Below are 23,614 nucleotides of genomic sequence, written 5' to 3'. Positions count from 1 at the left end.
GATGCGGACATGAACGGATTAAAAGAGCGTGTACAAGAAACGTTTGACCATTTCCATCAGAATCCAGAGCTGAGCTGGGAAGAAGTGGAGACGACGAAAACGGTTGCAGCTTTGCTGGAAGAGGCGGGGTGCAGGGTGAGGACATTCGATGACTGCACAGGCGTCATCGGGGAAATCGGCAATTTCGGTGAAGGGCGGCCTGTAATCGCAGTGCGGGCCGACATGGACGCGCTGTATCAGGAAGTGAAGGGAGAGCTGAGGGCCAATCATTCATGCGGGCATGACGCACATATGACGATGGTGTTGGGCACGCTGTGGCGCATTCAGCAACAGCCGGAACTTCTGGAGAAGATCGGTGTCCGGTTCATCTTCCAGCCGGCGGAGGAAGTCGGCTCAGGTGCACTTAAACTCGTTGAAAAGGGAGTCGTAGACGACGTGGATTACTATTATGGAATCCACCTTCGTCCGCACCAGGAAACACCGGATGGCAAGGCATCCCCGGCAATTGTACACGGCGCGACCGGCTCGATCGCCTTTGATATCCGGGGAGATGATGCACATGGTGCACGGCCTCATTTGACTCATAACGCCGTTGAAATCGGGACTTACCTGATCAATGCATTCCATACCATTCATCTGGATCCGAATATTGCCCATACGGCGAAGGTTACACGGTTCCTCGCCGGCGGCAGGAACGTCAATATCATTCCGGGCAGTGCCCAGCTGGCACTTGATATCCGTGCACAGACGAATGAATTGATGGAGCAACTGCGCGAGCGGATTTTGGAGATCATCCAGTCTGCCCGTGATCTTTACAAGGTTGAGATCAATATCACCGAAGACTTCGGTATCGCTGCGGCAGAGGTGCATCCGGAGGCGGAGGAGGTTGCCCGGCAGGCAATCATCCGTGTGCTGGGTGAAGAAAACCTGACCGATCCGATCATTACACCGGGCGGGGACGATTTCCACTTCTATACGATCAAACGGCCGCAAGTCAAAGCGACGATGGTGGGCCTCGGATGCGGCCTCGCCCCCGGACTTCATCATCCGGATATGACATTCAACCACGATGCGCTCATGAATGGTATTTCCGTGCTGAGCGAAATTCTCAAATTGCACGCAGAAGGAGTGGCCAAACCATGAAAACGATTAACCTGAAAGAAGTCCGCCTCCATCACATTAATGTATCGTTGATCGCCCCGTTTACGACGAGTTTTGGGACGATGGAAAACAAGGATGTCTGCCTCGTTGAAGTTGTGGACGAGTCGGGGGTGTCCGGCTGGGGGGAGACGGTTACGAGCAACGAGCCGTATTACAATGAAGAAACAACCGAAACGGCCGTTTATATGCTGAAGGACTTCTTCATCCCCCGGCTGCTGCACCGCGAGATCGGGCATCCGTCAGAAGTCCATGGCATGCTTGAATTTGTCCGGCGCAACAATATCGCCAAAGCGGCGATTGAGACGGCAATCTGGGATGCATTCGCCAAGAAGAACGGCCTGTCGATCGCCGAACTGATCGGCGGCACAAAGAAAGAGATCGAATCGGGGAAAAGCATCGGCATTCAGGAGAGCCCGGAAGTGCTCGTCAAGAAGGTCGATCAGTATGTCCGGGAAGGATTCCGCAAAATCAAAGTGAAGATCAAGCCCGGCGCGGACATCGAATACATGCGGGCGGTCCGTGAGGCCTTCCCGGACATTGCCTTGATGGCGGACGCCAATTCGGCATACACGCTCGATGATGCGGATCACCTCAAGCAGTTGGATGAGCTGGATCTGCTGATGATCGAGCAGCCGCTCGCCCATGACGACATCATCGACCATGCGAAGCTTCAAAAGCAGATCAAGACGCCGGTCTGCCTGGATGAAAGCATTCACTCCTATGAAGACGCCAGAAAAGCCATCGAGCTCGGCAGCTGCCGGATCATCAACATCAAGATCGGTCGGGTCGGCGGACTTCAGGAGTCCAAGCGGATCCACGATCTGTGCATGGAAAACGGCATCGATGTCTGGTGCGGCGGCATGCTGGAAACGGGCGTCGGCCGTGCCCACAACATCCAGATGACCACCTTGCCGAACTTCACGATTCCGGGGGACACGGCCCCGTCGAGCCACTACTGGACGGAAGACATTGTCACACCGGAAATCGAAATGCACAACGGTCTGATCCGGGTGCCGGACGGGGCGGGCATCGGATATGAAGTGGACCCTCAGAAACTGGCAAAAGTGATCCGGTCGGAAGAGCGGATCACTAGTACAGAAACACCGCACCCGATTCCGAACTGAATAAAATAATGATGAGTTCCCGGTCCTTGATGACCGGGGACTCTTTTGTTTTTTGAGAAGTGGTAGCAGAAATAACGTGCCGGTTTATAAATGCGGACGTACAGTTTTGATTTTCACCCACAGTGAAAAATACATTGACTTTACTATTAAGGTGAAATAAACTTCACTTAAGAATCAGATTAAAAATTCTGATTTCAACAAGCGGTGGGGGGATGGATGATGAAAAAGAAAGTGTGGGGACTTTTGCTGTTGGCAGGGATCATGCTTTTGAGCGCTTGCCAGCAATATCAAACGATCCCTGAAGGGGAGGCGCGGGTCTATAAATGGAGGATGGTCACGCACCAGATCCCGGGCACGGCCCGCTACGAGGGGACGGTCGTTCCCTTTGTGAAGGCGGTGGAAGAGATCACGGGCGGCCGGCTGGTCATTGAGCCGTTCGGGGCGAATGTCCTTTTTCCGAATGACGAGGCATTTGACATGGTGAAGAACGGCGTTGTGGAACTTGCGGCGATCTATACAGGCTTCTGGACTGGTAAGGATCCGGTATTTGCGCTCGGCGGGGGGACCATTCCTGGGGATCCCATCGCAACTTTTGATGAGCATTTCTACCGGTCGGATCAGCTCCAGCCAATCATCGACAGGGCCTATGAAAAGCACGGCATCAAAAACTTGGGGGCTTTTGACTATGCGCCCGAAGAAATCCTGATGTCCAAAGTTCCGATCCGCTCACTTGAAGACTTCAAAGGCAAGAATATCCGGGCCGCGGGGGTGGCCAGTTTGTTTTACGGAAAACTGGGGGCATCGGCGATCTCACTGTCGGCACCGGAGATCTACACAGGCCTCCAGTTGGGCACAGTCGATGCAGCCGAATACAACGACTATCTCGTCAACGGGGAGATGGGATTGGATGAGGTCACAAAGTACATTATCGACCCCGCCCTTCATGTGGGCCCGAGTACGGATAAGGAACTGATCGTGAACCCCAAGGCGTGGGACGAGTTGCCGGATGACCTGAAAGCGGCGTTGTATGTGGCCCGTGATAAGGTGCGTTATGAGTCGGCCATTGCATACGGCGTCGAGAGCCGGAAAGCGATGAAAGAATGGGAAGAAAACAATAATATCGAGTTCATCGAGCTCCCGGAAGAGGATGTCAAAGAGATGCGGCGCCTTGGCTTCGAACTGCTCAATGATTACAAGGAGAAGAGTGACTTAAGCAGGGAGTATGTAGAAGAGTACTCGAAGGTGCTGGCAGAATTGGGATACACGGAAGATGCAAAAATTCTGGGCTATGAAGAGTGAGGCGGTGATCAGATGAACGCATTATTAAAGGGAATCGAGGCTTTGTCATCGTTTATGGGAAAACTGGCCGGATTCCTGATGATCCCGTTGACACTGGTCATCGTCTATACGGTCGTCCTGCGGCGATTCTTCTCAAACGCCCCGGACTGGGGATTCGAGGTGCCCATTTTCTTGTTCGGTATGATGATTTTGCTTTCGGGAGCAGATACCCTGAGGGTCAAGGGACATATTGCGGTGGATATCATCCTCAAGTATGTGTCTGAACAATGGGGGAAGATCCTGGTCACTTTCGGACTGCTGATCGTCTTATTTGTAAGCGCATTCTTGGTGTTCAAGGGCATGGATTCAGCTGTTGAGTCGACAAGGATCATGGAAAGATCGTCCCATCAAAGTTCGTTTAACCCTCAGATCTGGTGGTTCAAGTGGTTCATTCCGATCGGTGGCCTGCTGATCTGGCTTCAGGCGTGGGCGGAGATTTATAAAGTCTGGCGCGGAGGTGAACAACGATGATGCTCATCTTCGACTATGCGCCGATCGCAATGTTCGTCCTGTTGTTGTTCCTCTTGTTCCTGGGCGTGCCGATCGCCTTCTCGCTGGCATCTGTCGGAATCCTTTTCGCACTCATGATGTGGGGAGTCGACAGTACCGCGCTGTTGACCAGTGCCACTTGGGGAATCATGAACAATTTCACGCTGATCGCCATTCCGTTGTTCATCCTCATGTCCGTGTTACTTGAGAAGACGAATATTATTTCTGAGCTGTTCGATGCGGTTTACAAATGGTCCGGAGGATTGCGAGGGGGGCTGGCCATCACTGCGATCGTCGTCGGTGCAATCATCGGTGCGATATCGGGGGTTGTGGCAGCCGGCGTCATCGGACTCGGACTGATCGCGCTACCTCAGATGATGCGTTACAAATACGATGAGACGTTGAGCCTCGGATCCATCATGGCAGGCGGCACACTCGGACAGTTGATCCCCCCGAGCCTGAATATGGTTGTCTACGGAGCCATCACGGGGGTTTCGGTTTCCAGTCTGTTTGCAGGCGGATTGAGTTCCGGAATCCTGTTGATCCTGATGTTCATTGCGTATATTCTCTTCCGGGCATACCGGAAGGACGATGTGGCACCGGCACTTGCAAAAAAGGACCGCGCCACAACCGAAGAAAAATTCGCTTCGCTGAAATCAGTTTTCCTGCCGATGCTGCTCATTGTACTTGTGCTCGGTTCCATTTTCACCGGTGCTGCCACTCCTACCGAGGGGGCAGCGGTCGGGGTCCTGGGTACGGTCCTCATCGGCGTGATCTCCAAACGGCTCAATTGGACGAAGATGAAAGAATCCATTTATGAATCAATGAAGATGACCGGGATGGTGGGATGGATCTTGGTGGGCGCGGCGGTTTTCAGTGCAGTCTTTTCCGGAGTCGGGGGCAATCAGTTTGTCTCCGAAATGGCAGCCAATGCACCCGGCGGCAAGTGGGGAATCCTCATCTTTGCGCTCGCATTCATCATTCTCCTCGGAATGTTCCTGGAGACCATGGCGTTGATCATGCTTGCCACCCCGATCATTACACCTGTGGTGGTCAATGCAGGGTTTGATCCGCTCTGGTGGGCAATCATCTTCATGGTGGTCCTCCAGATGGCATTCCTGACACCGCCGTTCGGCTTTGCGATCTTCTATCTGAAGAGCGCAGTTGGCGAAAAGGTCAGCATCGGGAAGATCTACCGGGCAACGGTGCCGTTCATTATCATCCAGCTGATTGCGGCCATCCTGCTGATCGTATTCCCGCAGTTGGCAACATGGCTGCCAGAATTGCTTAGTGAATAAATTTAATGGGGGTTTTAAAGATGAAAGAATTTAAGGGAGTCTATCCTGTGCTCGTCACACCGATGAATGAGGATGAAAGCATAGACTGGAAAGGCTTTGCGGAGAACATCGAGTATTACATCGGAGAAGGTGTGGACGGCCTGGCCATCAACGGCAGCACAGGCGAGTTCGTCAGCCTGACGAAAGAAGAGCGGTTCAAGGCAGTGGAAGTGGCGGTCAAGCAGGTGAACGGCCGCCTGCCGCTCATTGTGGGGACAGCGGCGGAAACGACGGCTGATGCCATCGAATATACACGGCAGGCAGAACAGGCGGGTGCTGACGGGGCGCTTCTGATCAATTCATACTATGCCCATCCGACGGAACATGAAATCTACGAGCACTTCAAGGCTGTGGCAGACTCGGTCTCTCTTCCGGTCATGATTTACAACAACCCGTTTACAAGCGGGGTGAACATTTCGGTGGAGACCATTCTCAAAGTGGGAAGAGATGTGAGCAACATTACCCACATCAAAGAGTCAAGCGGGGAAATCCGGAATGTGAGGGATATCTCGAGACAGGGCGGGGGGTTCATCAAGACATTTTGCGGGGCGGATGACCTGGTCCTTGAATCGTTCCTTGCAGGGGCGACAGGGTGGATTTCGGTCGCCGGGAATATCGCTCCACGGACAGCGAAAAAACTGTATGATTCCTATGAAGCGGGAGAGCTTGTAAAAGCATGGGAAATCTATGATCAACTTTTGCCGCTCTGTAATTTCCTTGAGGGTTCGGGCAAGTATGTGCAGGTTGCAAAACGAGCGATGGAACTGAAGGGATTGGCCGGAGGACCGCCTCGAAAACCAAGGTTGGGACTCACGGATGACGAGGAAAAAACGTTGAAACAGCATATGCAGGAACTAGGTGAGCTGATGGTAACACAATAATGTGAGGAAATCCCGGAGTGACAGCTGCTCCGGGATTTATGATTAAAGACAATAATTAGCACAGTGATGATAGAATGGATTGCAAAGCGGGGACAATGCAAGGGGAGTGATGGTTCATGGATAATCAAATCGGGGAAGAGTTCAAACGGATTCGCAAAGAACGAAAAATGACGCTGCGCGAACTGAGTGAGCGGAGCGGACTGTCCGTAAGTTTTCTGTCACAAGTTGAACGCGGGATCAGCACCATCACATTCACCTCGCTCCGGAAGATTGCGGAAGCCCTCGGAGTGAGCGTAAATTTCTTCTTTGAACCGGAAGCGGATTCACCGATCAAAAAGAGATCGCTGAAAAAAAGTGCAGACCAGCCGAACTTTACATACACTAGCCTGGCAGGTGATCTGGACCAGCCGATGTTCATTCCCGCCCGGATCGAACTGAAAGCAGGCGAATCCCAGACAGCCCCATACTCTCACCAAGGGCAGGAATTTGTTTATGTACTGGAAGGCGAACTGAAAGTAATGCTCGAGGGTCATGAAGAAACCCTTTATCCGCATGAATCTCTTCATATTGATTCATCGAAGAAGCACACCTGGTATAACGAGACCGACAAGCCGGTGGTGCTGCTCGTGGTCAGTACAAATGGAGCGGATTGATGGCTTTCGAACCTGCTTATAGCATCACATCTATAATATACTGAGCCCCTATTAGGGGGCTTTTTTTGTTGGGAGATGAAGCTGCGCACTATTGCTTTTAGATCTCAATCCCTGTATACTCCTATTCATATCTAAATAAACAGACAAAAGTGAATAATTAAACCGAGGAGGTGCCGGTCCAATATGTCATCTTTTTACTTGGAGTCCAATCCGACTCCGGAAGTATTCGATTCTTCCCAGGAAGACTTGATCGTCACAAACCGTGACGGAATCATCATCAAGGCATCGAAACAGAGCGGAGCTCATTATGGCCTGACGCCCGAAGAGTTGCTGGGCGCATCCGTCTATGATCTGGAGGAGCGGGGGATTTTCACTCCGGCGATAACACCGCTTGTCATGAAAGAAAAGAAGAAGGTGGTGCTCGTTCAGGAGACGCCGTCCGGCAGCCGCGAACTGATCATGGGATTTCCGCTGTTCGACGGGGCGGGGGATGTGGAGTTTGTCGTCAGTTATTCGTATGAGTGGTCAGAGCTGCTCGTGATCCAGGAGTATCTGGATGGGCTGGAAGCGGAGATGGCGAGCCTCAAGGAAGAGCTGAGCCGACTGCGGAAGGAGACGGTGGAGACATCGGGCCTCATTCTCTCATCCCGACCGTCTTTGGAAGCGTTTTCGACCGGTTTTGAAGTGGCGGAGCTCGATGTGCCCGTGATGGTGTACGGCGAGCATGGAACGGGGAAGTCGACGCTGGCAAAGGAAATTCATAAACGGAGCGGGCGAAAGGATCAGGCGTTCTTGTCGCTCGACTGCCGCACGATTCCGGAAGCGCTGTTTGAGCGGGAACTCGTCGGTGACGGACGGGAAAAGATCGGGTTGCTGTCGGTTGCGGACGGCGGGACGCTGTATCTTGAGGGAATCGACCGGCTGCCGCTTCATCTGCAGACCCGGCTGGCAGCGCTCCTGAAGGACAAAGAGTTCCGGGTCGGAGACGGGCCCGAGATGGTCCCGTTTGATGTGCGGCTCATCTGTTCAGCGGAAGGGGATCTGGCCGGGGCGGTGAAGGACGGGGAGTTTCTCTGCGAGCTGTATTACATGCTGCAGATTGTGCCGATCGAATTACGCCCGCTGATGGAACGACGGGAGGATCTGACGTTGCTGATCCCACATTTCCTGGAGGTATTCAATGAGAAGCACGCCAGGGAGAGAGAGCTGTCCCAGGAGCTGTTCGATGCCCTCATGAACCTGCCGTGGCCGGGCAATATCGATGAGCTGCAGAACGTGATGGAACGGCTCGTCGTATCGGGAAGGGAGCAGGTACTCCGGCCGGATCACCTCCCGATGGAATACCGGCTCGCTCCGGCATCGACACTGTCCGATATCGGGCTTGACGGACGGTCGCTGCCGAGCATCCTTGAAAGTGTGGAGAAACGGGTGCTGAAAATCGCGAAGCAGCGATACGGCACAACAACGGAAATGGCGAAGCAACTCGGCATCAGCCAGCCGTCGGTCGTGCGGAAGCTGAAGAAATATGAAGACACTTGAATCAGGACTTCACCCGGAAAGTTGCGGATGGGTGCTGATTAAAGTGGCGGAGGTAGCGACTCGGGTGTAAAAGGTAGGGACTCAGCAGCGATTGGGAGGGATTCATCCCCGAGTTGGTGGCGGTTCGAATGTGCAAGGTAGCGATTCGCCCCCGAAGCGTCTCGAATACGAGAGGTAGGGACTCGAGTATGAAAGTAGGGACTCACCCCCGTTTGGTAGGGACTCAAGCACGAAAGGTAGGGTCTCCGACGCTACGGGATGAGAACCAAACACCGCGGAGCTGCAACACACCAAGATATAACATGTTCCATGAACAGGAGGATGCATCATGACAAAGCAACTGGAATCAAGCATGACAGAAGCACAGCCGGACTGGACATCGATGGTCGGCAACATCGGGAACTTCCTTGCACCGAGTATGGCGAAGGACCATCCGAACCTGCCCGTCGTGAAGGCCGAGGGCTGTTATTACTACGGAGCGGATGGACGCAGGTATCTGGACTTTACGTCGGGGATTGCGGTCGAAAACGTCGGGCACCGGCATCCGAAGGTCGTCGAGGCGATCAAGAACAGTGCGGACCATCTTGTCCACGGGCCGTCCGGCGTCATCATCTATGAATCGATTCTGAAGCTGGCGTATGAGCTGCAGCAGGTGCTGCCGCCGAAACTCGATAATTTCTTCTTTGCGAACAGCGGGACGGAGGCGATCGAGGGTGCGCTGAAGCTCGCGAAGTACGTGACAAAACGGCCGTACGCGGTATCGTTCACCGGCTGCTTCCACGGCCGGTCGATCGGAGCGCTCAGCGTCACGACGTCGAAAAGCAAATATCGCAAGCATCTGCAGCCGTCGTGGCTGACGTATCAGCTGCCGTACGCACTTCCTGAAGACCTGCCCGAGGGGGCGGACCCGGAAGTATTCTTTGCAGAAAAGCTTGAGCGGGATGCGAAGCGCCTATTTGCCCATCAGGTCGATCCGTCGGAAGTCGCCTGCATGATCGTTGAGCCAGTGCTCGGTGAAGGAGGATACATCATCCCGCCGAAATCGTGGTTGAAGAAGATCCGGGAGATCTGCGACCGGCATGGCATCCTGCTCATATTCGATGAAGTGCAGACCGGGTTCGGCCGGACGGGCGACTGGTTCGCGGCGCAGACATTCGGGGTTAGGCCGGACATCATGGCGATTGCGAAAGGCATTGCAGCCGGTCTTCCGCTGAGCGCGACTGTCGCTTCAAAGGAGCTGATGGAGCAGTGGCCGCTCGGTTCCCACGGCACCACCTTCGGGGGGAATCCGATCGCCTGCTCCGCCGCGCTCGCTTCGCTTGAGGTGCTGAAGGAAGAAAAGCTGATCGAGAACTCGCGCGAAATGGGCGCGTACGCAATGGAGCGTCTCACGCAAATCAAAGAAACTCATCCGGTCATCCGTGACGTGCGGGGAACCGGCCTGATGATCGGCATCGAACTTCAGGATCCGAAGACAGGGGAGCCGGATGGTGCGGCGGTCATGGATGTGCTCGACCGGTGTCTGGAAAAGGGAGTCCTGTTCTACCTGTGCGGCAATTCGGGGGAAGTGATCCGCATGATCCCGCCGCTGACCGTCACAAAGGAACAGATCGATGAGGGGCTCGATATGCTGGAAGCGGTTCTTCAGGAGTGCGGTGACCCGCGCTGAATTAAATACAAGGGGGAATGAACATGTCCGTTGTTTACAAGGGGGAACAAGCAACAGCGAAGAGCGCGGTATGGAAGTTTCTGATTCCGTCACTGATCGGGGTTCTCCTGTTCCTGGTGCCGGTCAGATGGAACGGGGAGATCACGATCGGCATCGGAATCCTCGCATCATCAGTGCTTGGAATGGGAGAAGCCTGGATTCCCGGATTCATCCTGGCGATGCTCGGCTTCACCGCACTGATGACCGTCGTGACCGTTGTTGCAAAGCCGGCGTTCATCGTGGACCGGCCTTTCTGGAAAGCGCTGTTCCTCGTGGGGCCGTTCGGTTTGATCACACGGATTTTCGGCTTTGCGGTCGGGTTCATGGCTTATTTCAGCGCAGGCCCGGAGTTCATCTCTTCCCGGGCGACCGGCGGGGTGGTGCTGTTTGATCTCGCACCGGTCCTGCTGACATGGTTTTTGTTTGCGGGTGTCATGCTCCCGCTGCTCGTGGAATTCGGTCTCATGGAATTCTTCGGTGCCATGCTGACCAAGTTCATGCGCCCGGTATTCACTTTGCCGGGCCGTTCATCGATTGACACGCTCGCGTCGTGGATGGGCGCGGCACCGGTCGGGGTCGTCATCACGATGAAGCAATATGATGAGGGGTATTACACGAAACGCGAAGCGGCCGTGATTGCGACCACATTCTCCATCGCGTCGGTCGCCTTCTCGCTCGTCGTCGCGAATGTCATCGGCCTGGGTCATCTGTTCATTCCCTTTTACCTGACGATCGCGGTCGCCAGCATCATCGCGGCCATCATCATGCCGAGGATTCCGCCGCTCTCCAGAAAAGCCGATACGTATTTCGATGGGTCTGCCAAGCGGAACGATGAAGCGATCCCCGCGGGTGAGACCGGTCTCAGCTGGGGCTGGAAACAGGCAATTGCGACAGCCAGTCGGGTAAAAGGGCCGAAAGCCCTGATCAAGGACGGCGTCGAAACGGTTCTCGACATCTGGCTCGGACTGATTCCGCTCGTCATGAGTCTCGGCGCGCTGGCATTGATCATTGCGGAGTACTCGCCGGTGTTCCAGTGGATCTCCTACCCGCTCGTGCCGGTGCTCGAGCTCATGCAGATCCCGCAGGCGGGAGAAGCGGCACCGACGATGCTTGTCGGATTTGCCGACATGTTCCTCCCGTCGGTCATCGGAAGCGGCATCGAAAGCGAACTGACGCGCTTCGTCGTCGGCACGCTTTCTCTCACCCAGCTCATCTACATGTCCGAAATCGGGATTCTGATCCTGAAATCCAATATCCCGGTCAATTTCCGGGAACTTCTCATCATCTTTTTGCAGCGGACGATCATCACACTGCCGATCATCGTGCTCATAGCGCACTGGCTGGTGTTTTAAGAAGGCATCCCAAGTCGAAGATCCAGGAAAAACAGAAAGACATCCGGTTCCGCAAAGCGGACATCGGATGTCTTTGTTTTTGTTATTTGATTATGGCGGCCTCGCCGGTCCGGCAGCCGAGAATTCTCAGGGCTGCATCCACGAACAGCCGAACTCCGATATCCAGCGATTCTTCGTCAATCGTGAATTTGGGATGATGATGCGGCCAGACAATTCCTTTCTCCTGATTTCCTGCACCGATGAGGAAGAAGCATCCCGGGGCTTCCTTCTGATACCGGGAGAAATCCTCGCTGATCATCATCGGATTCATCCGGAGGAGATGTTCCTCCCCGAGCACTTCCCGGACTGTCTCCTCCATCATGCGGGTGACGGCCTCATCGTTGAGGACCGGGCTGTATCCGTATTCGTAGTCCAGTTCATAGGTTGCGCCGTGTGCAGCGGTGACCCCGCCGATGATCCGTTCCATCTGAGCGGGAACCTGCCGGCGGATCCCCTCGTTGAACGACCGGACGGATCCGACAATTTCCGCAGTGTCCGGAATGATGCTGTGTGATGTGCCGGCCGTGAATTTGGTGACGGAGACGACAAGCGATTCAAACGGATCGGTCTGCCGCGACAGAATATGCTGCAGGTTGTTCACCACCTGGGTCCCGACAGCGAGTGCATCGATCGTCTCATGGGGGACAGCGGAGTGGCCGCCCTGTCCGCGGATCTGGATGCGGAAGATGTCTGCCGCCGCCATGAGCGGCCCCGCTTTCGTAAACACGTTGCCCGTCTCGATCGGTGACCAGAGGTGGGCCCCGATCACCGCATCGACCCCGTCCATGACCCCTGCGCGGACCATCTCATCCGCACCGCCCGGAAGCTGCTCTTCGCCGTGCTGGAAGATGAAGCGGATTTCACCCGGGATCTCGTCCTTCAGTCCGGATAGGACACTCGCTGCACCGAGGAGGATGGCGGTGTGTCCGTCATGTCCGCAGGCGTGCATCTTGCCCGGATGGATGGATCTGAATTCGAAATCATTCTCTTCCGTGATCGGCAGGGCATCCATGTCCGCACGGATGGCGAGGGTCTTTCCAGGTTTGTTCCCGGCCAGCCTGGCCATCACGCTTGTCGGAGTCGGATTTGAAATCTCGAGCCCGGGAAAGGATTCAAGGGTCTCCCGGACAAAACGGGAAGTCTCGATTTCTTCAAAGGACAGCTCAGGGTGCCGATGCAGATGCCGGCGCCAGCCGATGACTTGGTTCCGGATCTGATCGGTTGCCGGCTGCAGTGATGTCCGTCCGCTCATGAAGTCACCTTGCCGGATGGAAGGACGGGTGTCCGGGTGATCTGCCGTGTGGCCTCGATGAACCGGTCCACTTCATTTTCGGTCGTATAGGGGGCAAGCCCTGCCCGGATCCAGCTGCCGTCCTCAAGGACTCCGGCCCGCTCCGCAAGGCGGGTGGCGTAAAAGTGGCCGTCTGCAACGAAAATGGCGTGCTCTTCGGCCATTCTCCGGCTGAACTCGGCAGGAGACAGGCCATCTACCGTGAATGCGAGCGTCGGTGTTTTCATGACGGGGTCGGGAGCTTGATAAAGACGGATCCCCTCGATCCCGGAAAAGGCTTGCCGGATCCGGTTTGCGAGACGATTTTCGTGTTCTTCGATCTGCCGGTAGCCGTCCATGATCCGCTCCCGCCGGGTATGGCCGTTGCCAAGGCTTTCAATGAATCCGATGGCCGCCTTCACCCCCGCGATCGCCGCAAAGTTCTGGGTGCCGGTCTGTAAATTGTCCGGATAGCGACTGTCCGACGGCCCGACCTTGTATGGCTTGAGGGTCCCGAAGACCGGTGTCCGGATGACGGCCATTCCGATATGCGGCCCGAAAAACTTGTAGGCGGAAAAGAACAAAATGTCGGCACCGATCTCTTCACGGTCGATGGCCATATGCGGAACCGCATGAACAGCGTCGACGGAGGTGATGGCCCCGTTCTTTTTCGCCAACTGTATGATCTGCCGCAGATCGGGGACTGTGCCGACTGCATTGGAGGCAAGCGTGACGGCGACGAGCCGGGTCCGGTCATGGATCAGATCATCCAATCCCGTCAGGTCCAGCGTGAGTGTAGCTGGGTCCACCCCGATCCAGTTGACCTTGACGCCCTTATCCTCTGCAGCGGACAGCCAGGGGTCGATGTTTGCGGGATGGTCCATCTCTGTCAGAACAATTTCATCACCGGGCTTTCAGTCCCGGCTCAGCGCACGGGCGACGGAGAATGCCAGGGACGTCGCATTCTGGCCGAAGGCCACCTCTTCGGGACGGGCATTGACAAGGTCGGCCACAGCCTCCCGGGTTTCCTGGATCATTTTTTCCGTTTCCCGGCTTGTCGGAAATTGGCCGTGCAGATTGGCCGTGCCGTTTGTCATGTAGCGGACCATAGCGTCCATGGCCCCTTTTAAGACCTGTGAACCACCCGGGCCGTCCAGGAATACGGCAGGCAGTCCGTTGTACGTACGTCCGAGCGCCGGAAACTGGCTGCGGATCTCGTCCATCGGGTATGCGGACATGGTATTTCCTCCTTCTATATAAATGAACTGTCCGGGCTGGAGTCGGGCCGGGTCAAGGAGCCTGGCGGCGTCTTGCTGTAAAAGTCTATTCCGGATATCGAACTATTTCGACACAAGGGAAAGGAACTCCTATAAAGTCAAAATGAAATCAGGGAATCCGAGAGAGGATTGGGGAGTAGGGGGGAGAATGAAAAAGTTGATTGTTGTACACACATAGAGTTTGTCCAGCCACCAAATTGTTGCTAATATATATAAGTAAAATAAAGTCATGTCCCTTCATTAGATTGAGAGGAACAGCGTTTGCCATGAGGCAACGTTGTTTATTTTTAATTATAGAATGGGTATAAGTGCTTATCTATGAATGTTCAATTTTATTCTGTTTTGGACGTTTTGAAGGTTTTATTAGGACTATAGTATTATTTTTAGAAAATGGAACATAGCAATTCATTGAAAAAGGAGATGCGCGAGGATGAATCTAATCAGTGAGCGAGAATTGGATGATGTGGTGGCGTGGAAACTGGGCGTTCTTTATGCCGGCTGGTCCGATGACTGGGAATTCATCGTCCGGCTGGAGTCCGACTCGCCTGTACAGTTGGAAGATGACGACGCATTGCGGTATGCCTGGATCATCGCCAAACGCCGGCGCTGCAAAGTGCTCCGCTCCATCGGGCCGGTTGAATCGGGCACAGGCGAAATGCTGTACGAGCGAACCTTCCGCTTTGCCCGGTGGGAGTAGGGGGAAAGAAAATCGGAAGCCGTGCTTGATCAAACAGAACTTTTGAAGAAGGAGCCCCCGGTTCCTTCTTTTTTATATGATCCAAGTCAATGGCCCATATTTACAGGACAAACCGTCCAAAGAACGATAGAAAGTTTGTACATTCCGTATAAGACTTGCCCTCTTAATAAGAATATAATATTCAGAGTAGGTAGATTGAATATTTAGCAAAATGCAAGCGCTTTACAGAAGACCAAACAACAAAGATACCAAAGTAGAGGGGAAGCTTGAAAAAATGGACGCAAGAGACTTGGGAATTCCATTTGAAGGGAAGACCGGAGCGTTTAATGCCATCACGGATGTTCCCGGAGTGACAGTCGGATATGCAACTCTATTGCAAGGGGACGGGCAGCTTGAAGTGGGGAAAGGTCCTGTCCGAACAGGTGTTACGGCAATATTACCGGCGAGTGACCGCAGTACGCTGAGCCCTGTTTGGGCCGGTATGTATGCCTTGAACGGAAACGGCGAGATGACGGGCACCCATTGGATCCAGGATGCCGGTTACTTCCTGAGCCCGATTTGCATCTCCAACACGCATGCTGTCGGCACGGTCCACCAGGCTGTGACCAAGTGGATGGTGGATACGTACAAGGAGCAGTATCACCGCCGGCATCTTTGGGCCATGCCGGTTGTCGCCGAAACTTATGACGGGATCTTAAACGATATCAACGGATTCCATGTGAAAGAACATCATGTGCTCGAGGCGCTGGAAACAGCCAAAAGCGGAAAGATCGATCAAGGAAATGTCGGCGGCGGGACCGGGATGATCTGCTATGAGTTCAAAGGCGGAACCGGCACCTCCTCCAGACAGGTTGACATCGACGGGGAGAATTATCATATAGGTGTGCTTGTCCAGGCAAACCACGGCAAGCGTGATTGGCTGAATGTGGCTGGTGTTCCTGTCGGCAAGCATCTCACAGAGCACGTTCTCTACGGAAAAGAAATGGGTTCGATCATTGTCATCATCGGAACGGATATCCCGATGTTGCCCCATCAGCTGAGACGATTGGCCAAACGTGCTGCAATCGGCATCGGCAGAAGCGGGACCCCCGGCGGGAATGACTCAGGGGATATCTTCCTCGCCTTCTCGAATGCCAATGAGATGGAAATCCCCCAGCAGGAAAAAGCGAGGCTTCATATGGACTTGATCAATGATGAATATTTTGATTGCATCTACGAACAGGCCGTGCATGCGGTCGATGAAGCGATCATCAATGCGATGGTTTCGGCTGAAGATATGACCACCTTAAAACCTGAGGGCAAAGTGATCAAAGCAATCGACCATCAAGAACTGCTCGCTGTCCTCCGCCGGTATAACCGGGTCAGTCCGGAAAAGGAAGGTGAGCGGTCATGACCGGTGCGCTGGCGGGTTATTCAATTTTATTTGTCTTTGCCGTAATTTTGATCGGCATTTCGGCATTGATCAACAAGAACAATAGACTGAACCAGGTCGATGAATTATTGACCGCAGGCAGGGGGATCCCGTTTGGGTTTATCGCCGCGAGCGTTTTTGTCGCATGGGTATGGGCAGGTTCTCTCATGGGGGCCGGGGAAGCCGGTATTTGGTACGGGGTGAGCGGAGGCTTTAACTATGCGTGGGGAGCGGCATTGCCTTTCCTGTTATTCATCCCGATAGCGTTGAGGATTCGGACGCTCATGCCAAAATCCACGACGTTCATCGAATTTATCCGGGAGCGGTTTGGCACCCGGCTCGCCAATACATTTCTCGTGTTCGGAATTTGCCTGGTCCTCTATGTGTGTGTCATGCAGGCGGTGGGGATTGCCTATGCCTTTGAATACACATTCGGATTGAATTTCAAGATCACCGCTTTCCTGGCGTCGATGCTATTTGCGAGTTTCATCGCCATCGCAGGATTGAGGGGCTCGATCTATAACTCGGTATTTCAGTTTTTTGTGATCTTGCTTGTTGTTTTCATTACGGTTCCCTTTATCGTCAAGGAACTGGGTCTGGCGCATATCTTCGAGTCTCTGAAAATCATTTCGACAGATACCGCGCACCCGGAACACAACCCGGATGCACTCATTTTCTTTAACACGGCCGGCCTCCGTTACGGACTTTCCGCAGTGGTGATTGCCATGGGGCAAGTCTTGCTGAGCCAGAGCTATTATTCCACTGCGGCTTCTGCCAAGAGTACAAAGAGCCTGTTCTGGGCTTACCTGATCGGAACGGTTGTAGCTTGGATGCCGATCCCGATCATCTTCGGGAACGTAATCGGAGGAGGTTTCTACTCGCTCGGTCTCACTTCGGAGGAAGTGGCCGTCAACAGCGGTGCCGCGCCTTATATCTTCCAATTGGTCCTGGGAGATTTCGGAGCCGTGGCCTTTGTGATTCTGATCTTGATGACCGGTTTGACGACCGGAGGAAATGGACTTGCAGGCCTCCAGGCGATGTTCACGCTGGATCTCTACAAAAGATACATCCGAAAAAATGCGACCGAGTCCCAGCAAACGCGCTTTGGCCGGATGATCATTCTCCTGGCAGGTGTGGTCATCGGCGCTGCGGCCACACTTCTTGACGGGGTATCTTTGCTGATGATCGATATTTTCAGCGGAATACTGTTTGCTGCACCCGCGGCTTCTCTGATCTTGGGTCTTTGGCTGAAGCGGCTCAACAGCAAAGTGGCCTTTGCATCGATTGCCATCGGCCTGATTTCGGGGTTGAGTGCATTTGTGATGATCCAGGATGAGGACCTGAACTGGTTTGTCGGCAATATGCTGTCTCTGTTCCTGCCGTTCGTTGTCATTTTGGTTTCCCTGCCGTTTACAAAACACCGGTTTGACTATAACGTTTTGAGAACATATGAGCCGGATCATCATCTGAGCGGAGGGGGTGAAAGGGTATGATGTCATTTGGCGCATTCTCTTTCTTCTACCTGTTTGTTTTCGCATGGGGCGGAGTCGGCATGTTGTTCATCGCCGTTGTTGTGATCCGTGAAATGTTGCAGATCGGAAAGCACACTGCTCATGCGGATCATCTAAAGGCTGAAGAAACGGCGCTCCCTGAAACAGAAGAGCCGGTCACCCCGGTCGGCAAGAGCCCGGTTGTATGAATAGAGAGGTGAACCGACCCGCGGGAAAAAACCGGCGGGTCTTATTTGTTTTAGTGGTGGACTCGAAGGGATGAAGCACTCTTAATTCAAGTTGTTTTCCCGTTTCCGATATCCTAAACTGGGAAATAATGAGGAGCGTAAGGGGGGATTGCGTGAGGCGTTTTACAAGGGTTGCGGGTCTATTGGTTTTCTTGCTGATCATGTTGGCAGGCTGCAAAGAAGAAGTGCAGCCTGAAGCGGGGGCGGCCGGGGTGCCTGAGGAAGAGGAGCCGGAAGAAGCGGAACCGCAGAAGGGTCTTCCAGACGGGGAGCCTGCATTTGGAAGCCGGCCGATGCCGATTGCCTTGAAGGAAGTGGTTGAGTATCCGGCAGGGGAGTTTGCTTCCGACGATGCAAATATTCCCGAACAGGATCTGGAGACAATTACGGACGGAATCCCTGCCCTAACGGAGGGATGCGAGCGATGAAGAGCTGAGGCAGTTGCTGGAGCATTTGTATTCATTGTTCAAGATGGAGTACGAAGATCCGATGGGGGCCCTCCGATCAGGCAGCGTCCCCGGCGGTCCGGGAGGCAGCGGTCCGGACGGGTCTGATGCTTCCTATAATGTTGAAATCTTGCTTGATGCGAGCGGCAGCATGGCCAATGTCATTGGCTCTAAGACGAGGATGGAGCTCGCCAAGGAAGCGATCCGGAGTTTTGCATCTAGTTTGCCGGCCGAGGCAAATGCCGGGTTAAGGGTGTACGGGCACAAAGGGACCGGTTCCAAAGCAGACAAGGCCATGTCTTGTGCATCGAATGAGCTTGTTTATCCAATTCAGCCTTATGAAGAAAGCCAATTGGCCGAATCCTTGAATCAGTTCAATCCGGCAGGCTGGACACCGCTTGCAGGCGCGATCGGGCAGGCGCAGAAAGATCTGGAGCCCTACAAGGGCGAGCATGATGAAAATGTCATCTTTGTCGTCAGCGACGGCATGGAAACATGCGGCGGCGATCCGGTCCAATCCGCAGCAGCACTCAAGGCTTCGGGAATTTCTCCGATTGTCCATATCATTGGATTTGACGTGGCGAGCAAGGAAGAACAGCAGCTGCAGGATGTCGCTGAAGCGGCAGGCGGAACGTATACGAATGCACGCAACCACGAGCAGCTCAAAGCGGAATTCGACTGGTCGCTTGAGGACGCAAAAAAGTGGCAGGATTGGTGGCTCGAAGAAAAGAACAATCTTGTAATGGATAAATTTGGAGAAAGATCTGATATAAATAAGATTGAAATAAACTGGAAAGTGCAGAACCGCAGCGAATCACACAAAATGCAACATGCGTTGCTGACTCTTCAGACGCAAGGCAAGATCAACAGTCCCCAGCAAAAACAAGATCATCGACATGCGCAACGAATACTACTGGGAAATGGGCGACCGTATAGTTGAAATGAAGAAGTACCTGATGAATAAGTCGTACAGTGATCTGGATGAGAAACGCAAAGAGATTGACCGGATTTATGAGGGGAAGTAGCCCCTGCAAAACCAACAGAACAGATTCCGTCATTCCAGAAACCTGGATTGAAGGGATCTGTTCTTTTTTTCGTCCGACAGCAACACAGCACAAATCTTGCAACCTATGTATAAACGGGTTCCGGAGCTTTCATACTGTCAAGTAATCACAACGGGAGAGAAGGGAAGCTTGTTGAGTTTGTTTGATCAGAAGAAAGGCGGACAGCCGGAAGCTTCCGGCCGGGATTGTCTTCAGAAAAGCCTGCAGGACAACCTGCTCCTGTTAAAAGTGACCCTCGGGGAAAGCACGGATGTCATCATCCGGGAAATCCGGATCGGGCGGGAGGGGATCCCGGCCGGCATTTTGTATACAGACGGCCTGACGGACACGGCCTCCCTCCAGAAATTCCTTCTGGAAACACTGATGATCGAGTTGCCGGAGATTGAGGAGAGGGAAGGCGGAAGTCCGGACGAATGCTTTTTGTCGGAGCTGAAGGAACGGATTTTGACGGTCGGGGAAGTGGAAGAATCCGGTTCCGTCTCTTCCTTGCTGGGAAGTCTGCTCTCGGGTGACACGCTCCTGCTCGTGGACGGGTATGCGGCAGGTCTCGTCATTCCCAACCGCAAATGGGCGGAGCGGGCCGTCACAGAGCCGAATTCACAGACCGTCGTCCGCGGGCCGAGGGATTCATTCTCCGAAAACATCCGGGTGAACTCGGCGCTGATCCGGCGCAGGGTGAAAGATCCGAATCTTTGGAACGAATCCAGAAAAATCGGCACACGAACCGAAACGAATGTGGAACTGATGTATATTCACGGTCTCATTGAAGAACGGGTGCTGGATGAACTGCGCAAAAGGCTGGACTTGATCGAGATTGACGGAATTCTAGAAAGCGGGTATATCGAGGAATTCATCCAGGATACAGACTATACGATGTTCCCCACGATTTACAACACGGAGCGGCCTGATGCGGTCGCCGCCAACCTGCTGGAAGGAAGGATCGCCATTCTGGTGGACGGGAGTCCGTTTGTATTGATCGTGCCGGCGCTGTTCACTCAGTTTTTCCAGTCTTCCGAAGACTACTACCAGCGGGTGTTGTTTTCGAGCTTTATCCGGATCCTCCGTTATGTGTCTTTTGGAATCGCTATGCTGCTGCCGGCTTTTTACATTGCCATCACGACCTTCCATCCAAATATGCTGCCGCCGCCTCTCTTGATCAGCCTGGCCGCCCAGCGTGAAGGAGTGCCGTTCCCGGCATTCATCGAAGCGCTCATCATGGAATTGGCATTTGAGATTCTGCGTGAGGCCGGGCTCCGGATGCCCCGGAATGTCGGTTCGGCTATTTCCATCGTAGGCGCGATGGTCATCGGGACGGCTGCAGTGGAAGCGGGGATCATCTCCGCGGCCATGGTAATCGTGGTGTCCTTGACGGCCATTGCCAACTTCGTTTCGCCGGTATACGATCTTGGCTTTACGGTCCGGATGCTGCGCTTCGGTTTCATGATCCTTGCGGGATGCTTTGGTTTTTACGGCATCATGATCGGACTGATCGTCACCATCCTGCATCTGTGCAGTCTGCGGTCATTCGGTGTTCCATATATGAGCCCGCTTTCGCCGTTTAACTGGAGTGGACAGAAAGATACGATGATCCGGGGACCGATTCCCCGCATGTACAGGCGTCCTCGGCTCATCGGAAAGGCGAACCCGACCCGGCAACAGCCGGCCGTAGCTGAGGAATCAAGTCCAGACAACTCTGAATCGAAAAGGTGATCCCCATTAAAAAGCCGCTGGTTGCCACTATCATCTGTTGTTGTTTTCTCACCGGTTGCTGGGACAAGCGGGAGTTGAACGAGATTGCCATTGCCGTCGCTTTCGGAATCGACAAGTCAGACGAGGGCTTCCGGGTCTCCGCACAGGTTGTCGTTCCTTCGGCGATTTCCTCGGATAAAGGAGCGGAAGGGACCCCGGTCCTTCTTTTTCAGGCGGATGGCGAGACCGCCTATGAAGCGATCCGCAAAATGACGAAGCAAGTGCCGCGCAAGATTTATCCGGGTCACTTGAAGCTTCTCGTCATCGGCGAGGAAATGGCGAGAGAGGGCATCTGGGATTCGCTGGATCTCTTCGTTCGCGACTGGGAAGTGCGGCCTGATTTTTCAGTCGTTGTGGCAAGAGACCGTCCGGCCTCGGATATTCTGAGGGTGCCGACTGCGCTTGACACGATCCCCGCCAACAAGCTGTTCGACATGCTGGAGAATTCCTCGGATAATTGGTCCGAGGTCCATAAAATGACGCTCTTTGAGCTGCTAGCGGATATCTCGAGTGACGGAAAGGATGCCGTGCTGACCGGCATATTGTCGAGTGCAGATGCCGATTCGAATACCGGAAAGGAAGCGACCGAAGAAATCCATCCGTCCGCCCGGCTGTATTTCGACAATCTGGCTGTGTTTGAAAAGGATCGGCTGGTCGGCTGGCTGGATGCGGAGCAGAGCAAGGGATTTAACTATGTGGCCGGCAACATAAAAAATACGGTTGAAACCATCTCCTGCCCCGAGGGCGGCAGCGTGGCCATTGAAGTGACGAAGTCGGATGCAAAAATCAAGGCAAGCTTCAGCGGGGGAAATCCCGAAATGGAAATCATCATCAAGAACAAAGGAAATGTCGGATCCGTCCAATGCGGTCTGGACATGAAAAAGCCGGAAAGCATTCATATTTTGGATAACCTCTTTGAAAAGAAGCTCACCGGGATCATCGAGGAAACGGTGAAGGAGACCCAGTCTCGGGGCCGTTCTGATATATTCGGGTTCGGCCAGACGATCCACCGGTCCCATCCCGATAAATGGAAAAGTCTGAAGGGTGAATGGGACGAACACGGCTTTGAGAATGTTCCGGTGAAAGTCAAAGTGGAGATGAACATCCGGATGACCGGCACGCTGCTGAACCCGCTTTAAACGACTGTGAGGAGGACGGCGAAGATGAAGGGAATAGAGAGAATCAGTGCCTATCAATTCGGTGTGCTCGTCTTTTTCTTCACGACCGGCACGAGTATTCTGGCGGTCCCGGCCATCCTGGCGGAAAAAGCGGGGCAGGATGCCTGGCTGGCAGCCGCAGCCGGGACGCTGGCGGGGTTGGGAATCATCTTCCTTTACGGGTTGCTGGCCCGTTGCTTCCCGAGAAATTCGCTTTTTGGGGCAATGGAGTGGATACTCGGTCGCTGGATCGGAAAGTTTATCATGGCGTTGTTCATCCTTGTCATGGTGAATTACGCATCCAGCTTGCTTTATTACTCGGGTGCGTTTCTGCAGACCGAAATGTTGCCGAATACACCGATGTCCATGTTGAACTTTCTGATGCTCGCGACTATTCTGATCGGCGTGTTTCTGGGACTGGAAACGATTGCCCGGACGGCAGAGGTTTTTATTTTGGTATACGCCGTATTTTTATTCCTGCTGTTCATCTTTCTGCTGCCGGCGATCAAGATTGAGAACATCCAGCCGGTCTTTGAGTCCGGGGCTGGAACGATCGCCCGTGCGTCTTTCCCCCTTCTTGAGGTGTTTGCACTGAACACGATCACCATGCTCGTGATTTATTCTGCATCCACAGACAGTGAGAAGCAGGCGGGCCGCTCTTTTTTGATCGGAAGTGCGATCAGTGCGGCCGTGATCATCCTGCTGACTTTTTTATGCGTGTCAATACTGGGCGGCGACAATACGGCAAAACAGCAATACCCCGGCTATGAACTTGCCAAGAAGATCAGCGTGGGAAACTTCATCCAGAGGGTCGAATCAACCATCTCCTTTCTGTGGCTGATCACCCTGTACTTCAAAGCCTCCATTTACATTTATGCGGCTATTCTCGGCACTGCACGGCTGTTTGGACAAAGGAATTACCGGACATTCATTCTTCCGCTGGGAACCATCGCTTTTCTCCTTTCCCTGACTTTGTATCCAAGCATCATCGATTTCAAAGAATGGCGGGCAACCACAGGCATGACTTTGTCCATTTTCTCGGGAGTGTTCGTTCCGCTTTTGCCTGCATCCGTTTATTTAATCCGGAGGAAAAAGCTGGCAGGAAGAGAGAAGGCCGGTTAAATTACTCTTCTGGTTCATTGGAAATCAAACGGAGGCGCCCCGGAGTCGCTAGTCTTCTTTTT

Annotated in this window: 20 protein-coding genes and 1 pseudogene; 19 read left to right on the top strand and 2 right to left on the bottom strand. The window is 53.7% G+C overall.

Features of this window, described 5'->3' with window-relative positions:
* Positions 1-9 precede the first annotated feature (9 nt).
* The 10 genes from B0B07_RS04260 to B0B07_RS04215 all read left to right on the top strand — a co-directional run bounded on the left by B0B07_RS04260 (position 10) and on the right by B0B07_RS04215 (position 11,582).
* Complete coding sequence (locus B0B07_RS04260; RefSeq protein ID WP_076757099.1) at positions 10-1,143, top strand: M20 peptidase aminoacylase family protein; 1,134 nt, start codon at positions 10-12, stop codon at positions 1,141-1,143.
* Positions 1,140-2,285, top strand: coding sequence for an o-succinylbenzoate synthase (menC, locus tag B0B07_RS04255; protein ID WP_076757098.1), 1,146 nt, complete (start codon positions 1,140-1,142; stop codon positions 2,283-2,285). The genes B0B07_RS04260 and menC overlap by 4 nt, the downstream gene beginning before the upstream one ends.
* Positions 2,286-2,504: 219 nt before the next feature.
* Positions 2,505-3,584, top strand: coding sequence for a TRAP transporter substrate-binding protein DctP (gene dctP, locus B0B07_RS04250; RefSeq protein ID WP_076757097.1), 1,080 nt, complete (start codon positions 2,505-2,507; stop codon positions 3,582-3,584).
* 12 nt (positions 3,585-3,596) lie between these two features.
* Positions 3,597-4,094, top strand: a complete 498-nt coding sequence (locus tag B0B07_RS04245; RefSeq protein ID WP_076757096.1) for a TRAP transporter small permease subunit — start codon at positions 3,597-3,599, stop codon at positions 4,092-4,094.
* Positions 4,091-5,410 (top strand): TRAP transporter large permease, encoded by a 1,320-nt coding sequence (locus tag B0B07_RS04240; protein ID WP_084186539.1) that lies wholly within the window; start codon positions 4,091-4,093, stop codon positions 5,408-5,410. The genes B0B07_RS04245 and B0B07_RS04240 overlap by 4 nt, the downstream gene beginning before the upstream one ends.
* Positions 5,411-5,430: 20 nt before the next feature.
* The gene (dapA, locus tag B0B07_RS04235; protein ID WP_076757095.1) at positions 5,431-6,330 is read left to right on the top strand and encodes a 4-hydroxy-tetrahydrodipicolinate synthase; all 900 of its coding nucleotides are present in this window, start codon (positions 5,431-5,433) and stop codon (positions 6,328-6,330) included.
* A 116-nt stretch (positions 6,331-6,446) separates the two neighbouring features.
* Positions 6,447-6,983, top strand: coding sequence for a helix-turn-helix domain-containing protein (locus B0B07_RS04230; RefSeq protein WP_076757094.1), 537 nt, complete (start codon positions 6,447-6,449; stop codon positions 6,981-6,983).
* A 183-nt stretch (positions 6,984-7,166) separates the two neighbouring features.
* The gene (locus tag B0B07_RS04225; protein WP_076757093.1) at positions 7,167-8,522 is read left to right on the top strand and encodes a sigma 54-interacting transcriptional regulator; all 1,356 of its coding nucleotides are present in this window, start codon (positions 7,167-7,169) and stop codon (positions 8,520-8,522) included.
* A 382-nt stretch (positions 8,523-8,904) separates the two neighbouring features.
* Positions 8,905-10,191: an aspartate aminotransferase family protein gene (locus B0B07_RS04220; protein ID WP_407643863.1), complete on the top strand. Its 1,287-nt coding sequence runs from the start codon at positions 8,905-8,907 to the stop codon at positions 10,189-10,191.
* Between the two features lie 23 nt (positions 10,192-10,214).
* Positions 10,215-11,582, top strand: a complete 1,368-nt coding sequence (locus B0B07_RS04215; protein ID WP_076757092.1) for a YjiH family protein — start codon at positions 10,215-10,217, stop codon at positions 11,580-11,582.
* A gap of 82 nt (positions 11,583-11,664) precedes the next feature.
* On the opposite strand, the gene B0B07_RS04210 is transcribed toward B0B07_RS04215, so the two are convergent.
* The gene (locus tag B0B07_RS04210) at positions 11,665-12,873 is read right to left on the bottom strand and encodes an amidohydrolase (RefSeq protein WP_076757091.1); all 1,209 of its coding nucleotides are present in this window, start codon (positions 12,871-12,873) and stop codon (positions 11,665-11,667) included.
* Positions 12,870-14,114 (bottom strand): annotated as a pseudogene (locus tag B0B07_RS04205) (cysteine desulfurase-like protein). The gene B0B07_RS04210 and the pseudogene B0B07_RS04205 overlap by 4 nt, the downstream one beginning before the upstream one ends.
* A 484-nt stretch (positions 14,115-14,598) precedes the next feature.
* Between B0B07_RS04205 and B0B07_RS04200 the strand changes: the two are divergent.
* From B0B07_RS04200 to B0B07_RS04160, 9 genes are all read left to right on the top strand, one after another.
* Positions 14,599-14,865 carry a hypothetical protein gene (locus tag B0B07_RS04200; RefSeq protein ID WP_076757090.1) on the top strand — a complete coding sequence of 89 codons (267 nt, stop codon included), beginning with the start codon at positions 14,599-14,601 and terminating at the stop codon, positions 14,863-14,865.
* Positions 14,866-15,076: 211 nt separating this feature from the next.
* The gene (locus B0B07_RS04195) at positions 15,077-16,258 is read left to right on the top strand and encodes a DmpA family aminopeptidase (protein WP_327078162.1); all 1,182 of its coding nucleotides are present in this window, start codon (positions 15,077-15,079) and stop codon (positions 16,256-16,258) included.
* The gene (locus B0B07_RS04190) at positions 16,255-17,769 is read left to right on the top strand and encodes a sodium:solute symporter family transporter (protein ID WP_076757088.1); all 1,515 of its coding nucleotides are present in this window, start codon (positions 16,255-16,257) and stop codon (positions 17,767-17,769) included. Before B0B07_RS04195 ends, B0B07_RS04190 begins: the two co-directional genes overlap by 4 nt.
* Complete coding sequence (locus tag B0B07_RS04185; protein WP_076757087.1) at positions 17,766-17,975, top strand: hypothetical protein; 210 nt, start codon at positions 17,766-17,768, stop codon at positions 17,973-17,975. Before B0B07_RS04190 ends, B0B07_RS04185 begins: the two co-directional genes overlap by 4 nt.
* Before the next feature lie 152 nt (positions 17,976-18,127).
* Positions 18,128-18,442, top strand: coding sequence for a hypothetical protein (locus B0B07_RS04180; RefSeq protein WP_144264284.1), 315 nt, complete (start codon positions 18,128-18,130; stop codon positions 18,440-18,442).
* Positions 18,443-18,455: 13 nt separating this feature from the next.
* Positions 18,456-19,400 carry a vWA domain-containing protein gene (locus tag B0B07_RS04175; RefSeq protein ID WP_076757085.1) on the top strand — a complete coding sequence of 315 codons (945 nt, stop codon included), beginning with the start codon at positions 18,456-18,458 and terminating at the stop codon, positions 19,398-19,400.
* Between the two features lie 256 nt (positions 19,401-19,656).
* The gene (locus B0B07_RS04170; RefSeq protein ID WP_234982240.1) at positions 19,657-21,234 is read left to right on the top strand and encodes a spore germination protein; all 1,578 of its coding nucleotides are present in this window, start codon (positions 19,657-19,659) and stop codon (positions 21,232-21,234) included.
* Complete coding sequence (locus B0B07_RS04165) at positions 21,231-22,412, top strand: Ger(x)C family spore germination protein (protein WP_268753111.1); 1,182 nt, start codon at positions 21,231-21,233, stop codon at positions 22,410-22,412. The genes B0B07_RS04170 and B0B07_RS04165 overlap by 4 nt, the downstream gene beginning before the upstream one ends.
* Positions 22,413-22,436: 24 nt before the next feature.
* Complete coding sequence (locus tag B0B07_RS04160; RefSeq protein ID WP_076757084.1) at positions 22,437-23,552, top strand: GerAB/ArcD/ProY family transporter; 1,116 nt, start codon at positions 22,437-22,439, stop codon at positions 23,550-23,552.
* The last annotated feature ends 62 nt before the right edge of the window (positions 23,553-23,614 follow it).

The sequence above is a fragment of the Edaphobacillus lindanitolerans genome (assembly GCF_900156305.1).
GTDB lineage: Bacteria > Bacillota > Bacilli > Bacillales_A > Planococcaceae > Bhargavaea > Bhargavaea lindanitolerans.
The sequence above is the reverse complement of the archived record's forward strand: the minus strand, read 5'-3'. Positions and strand labels throughout refer to the sequence as shown.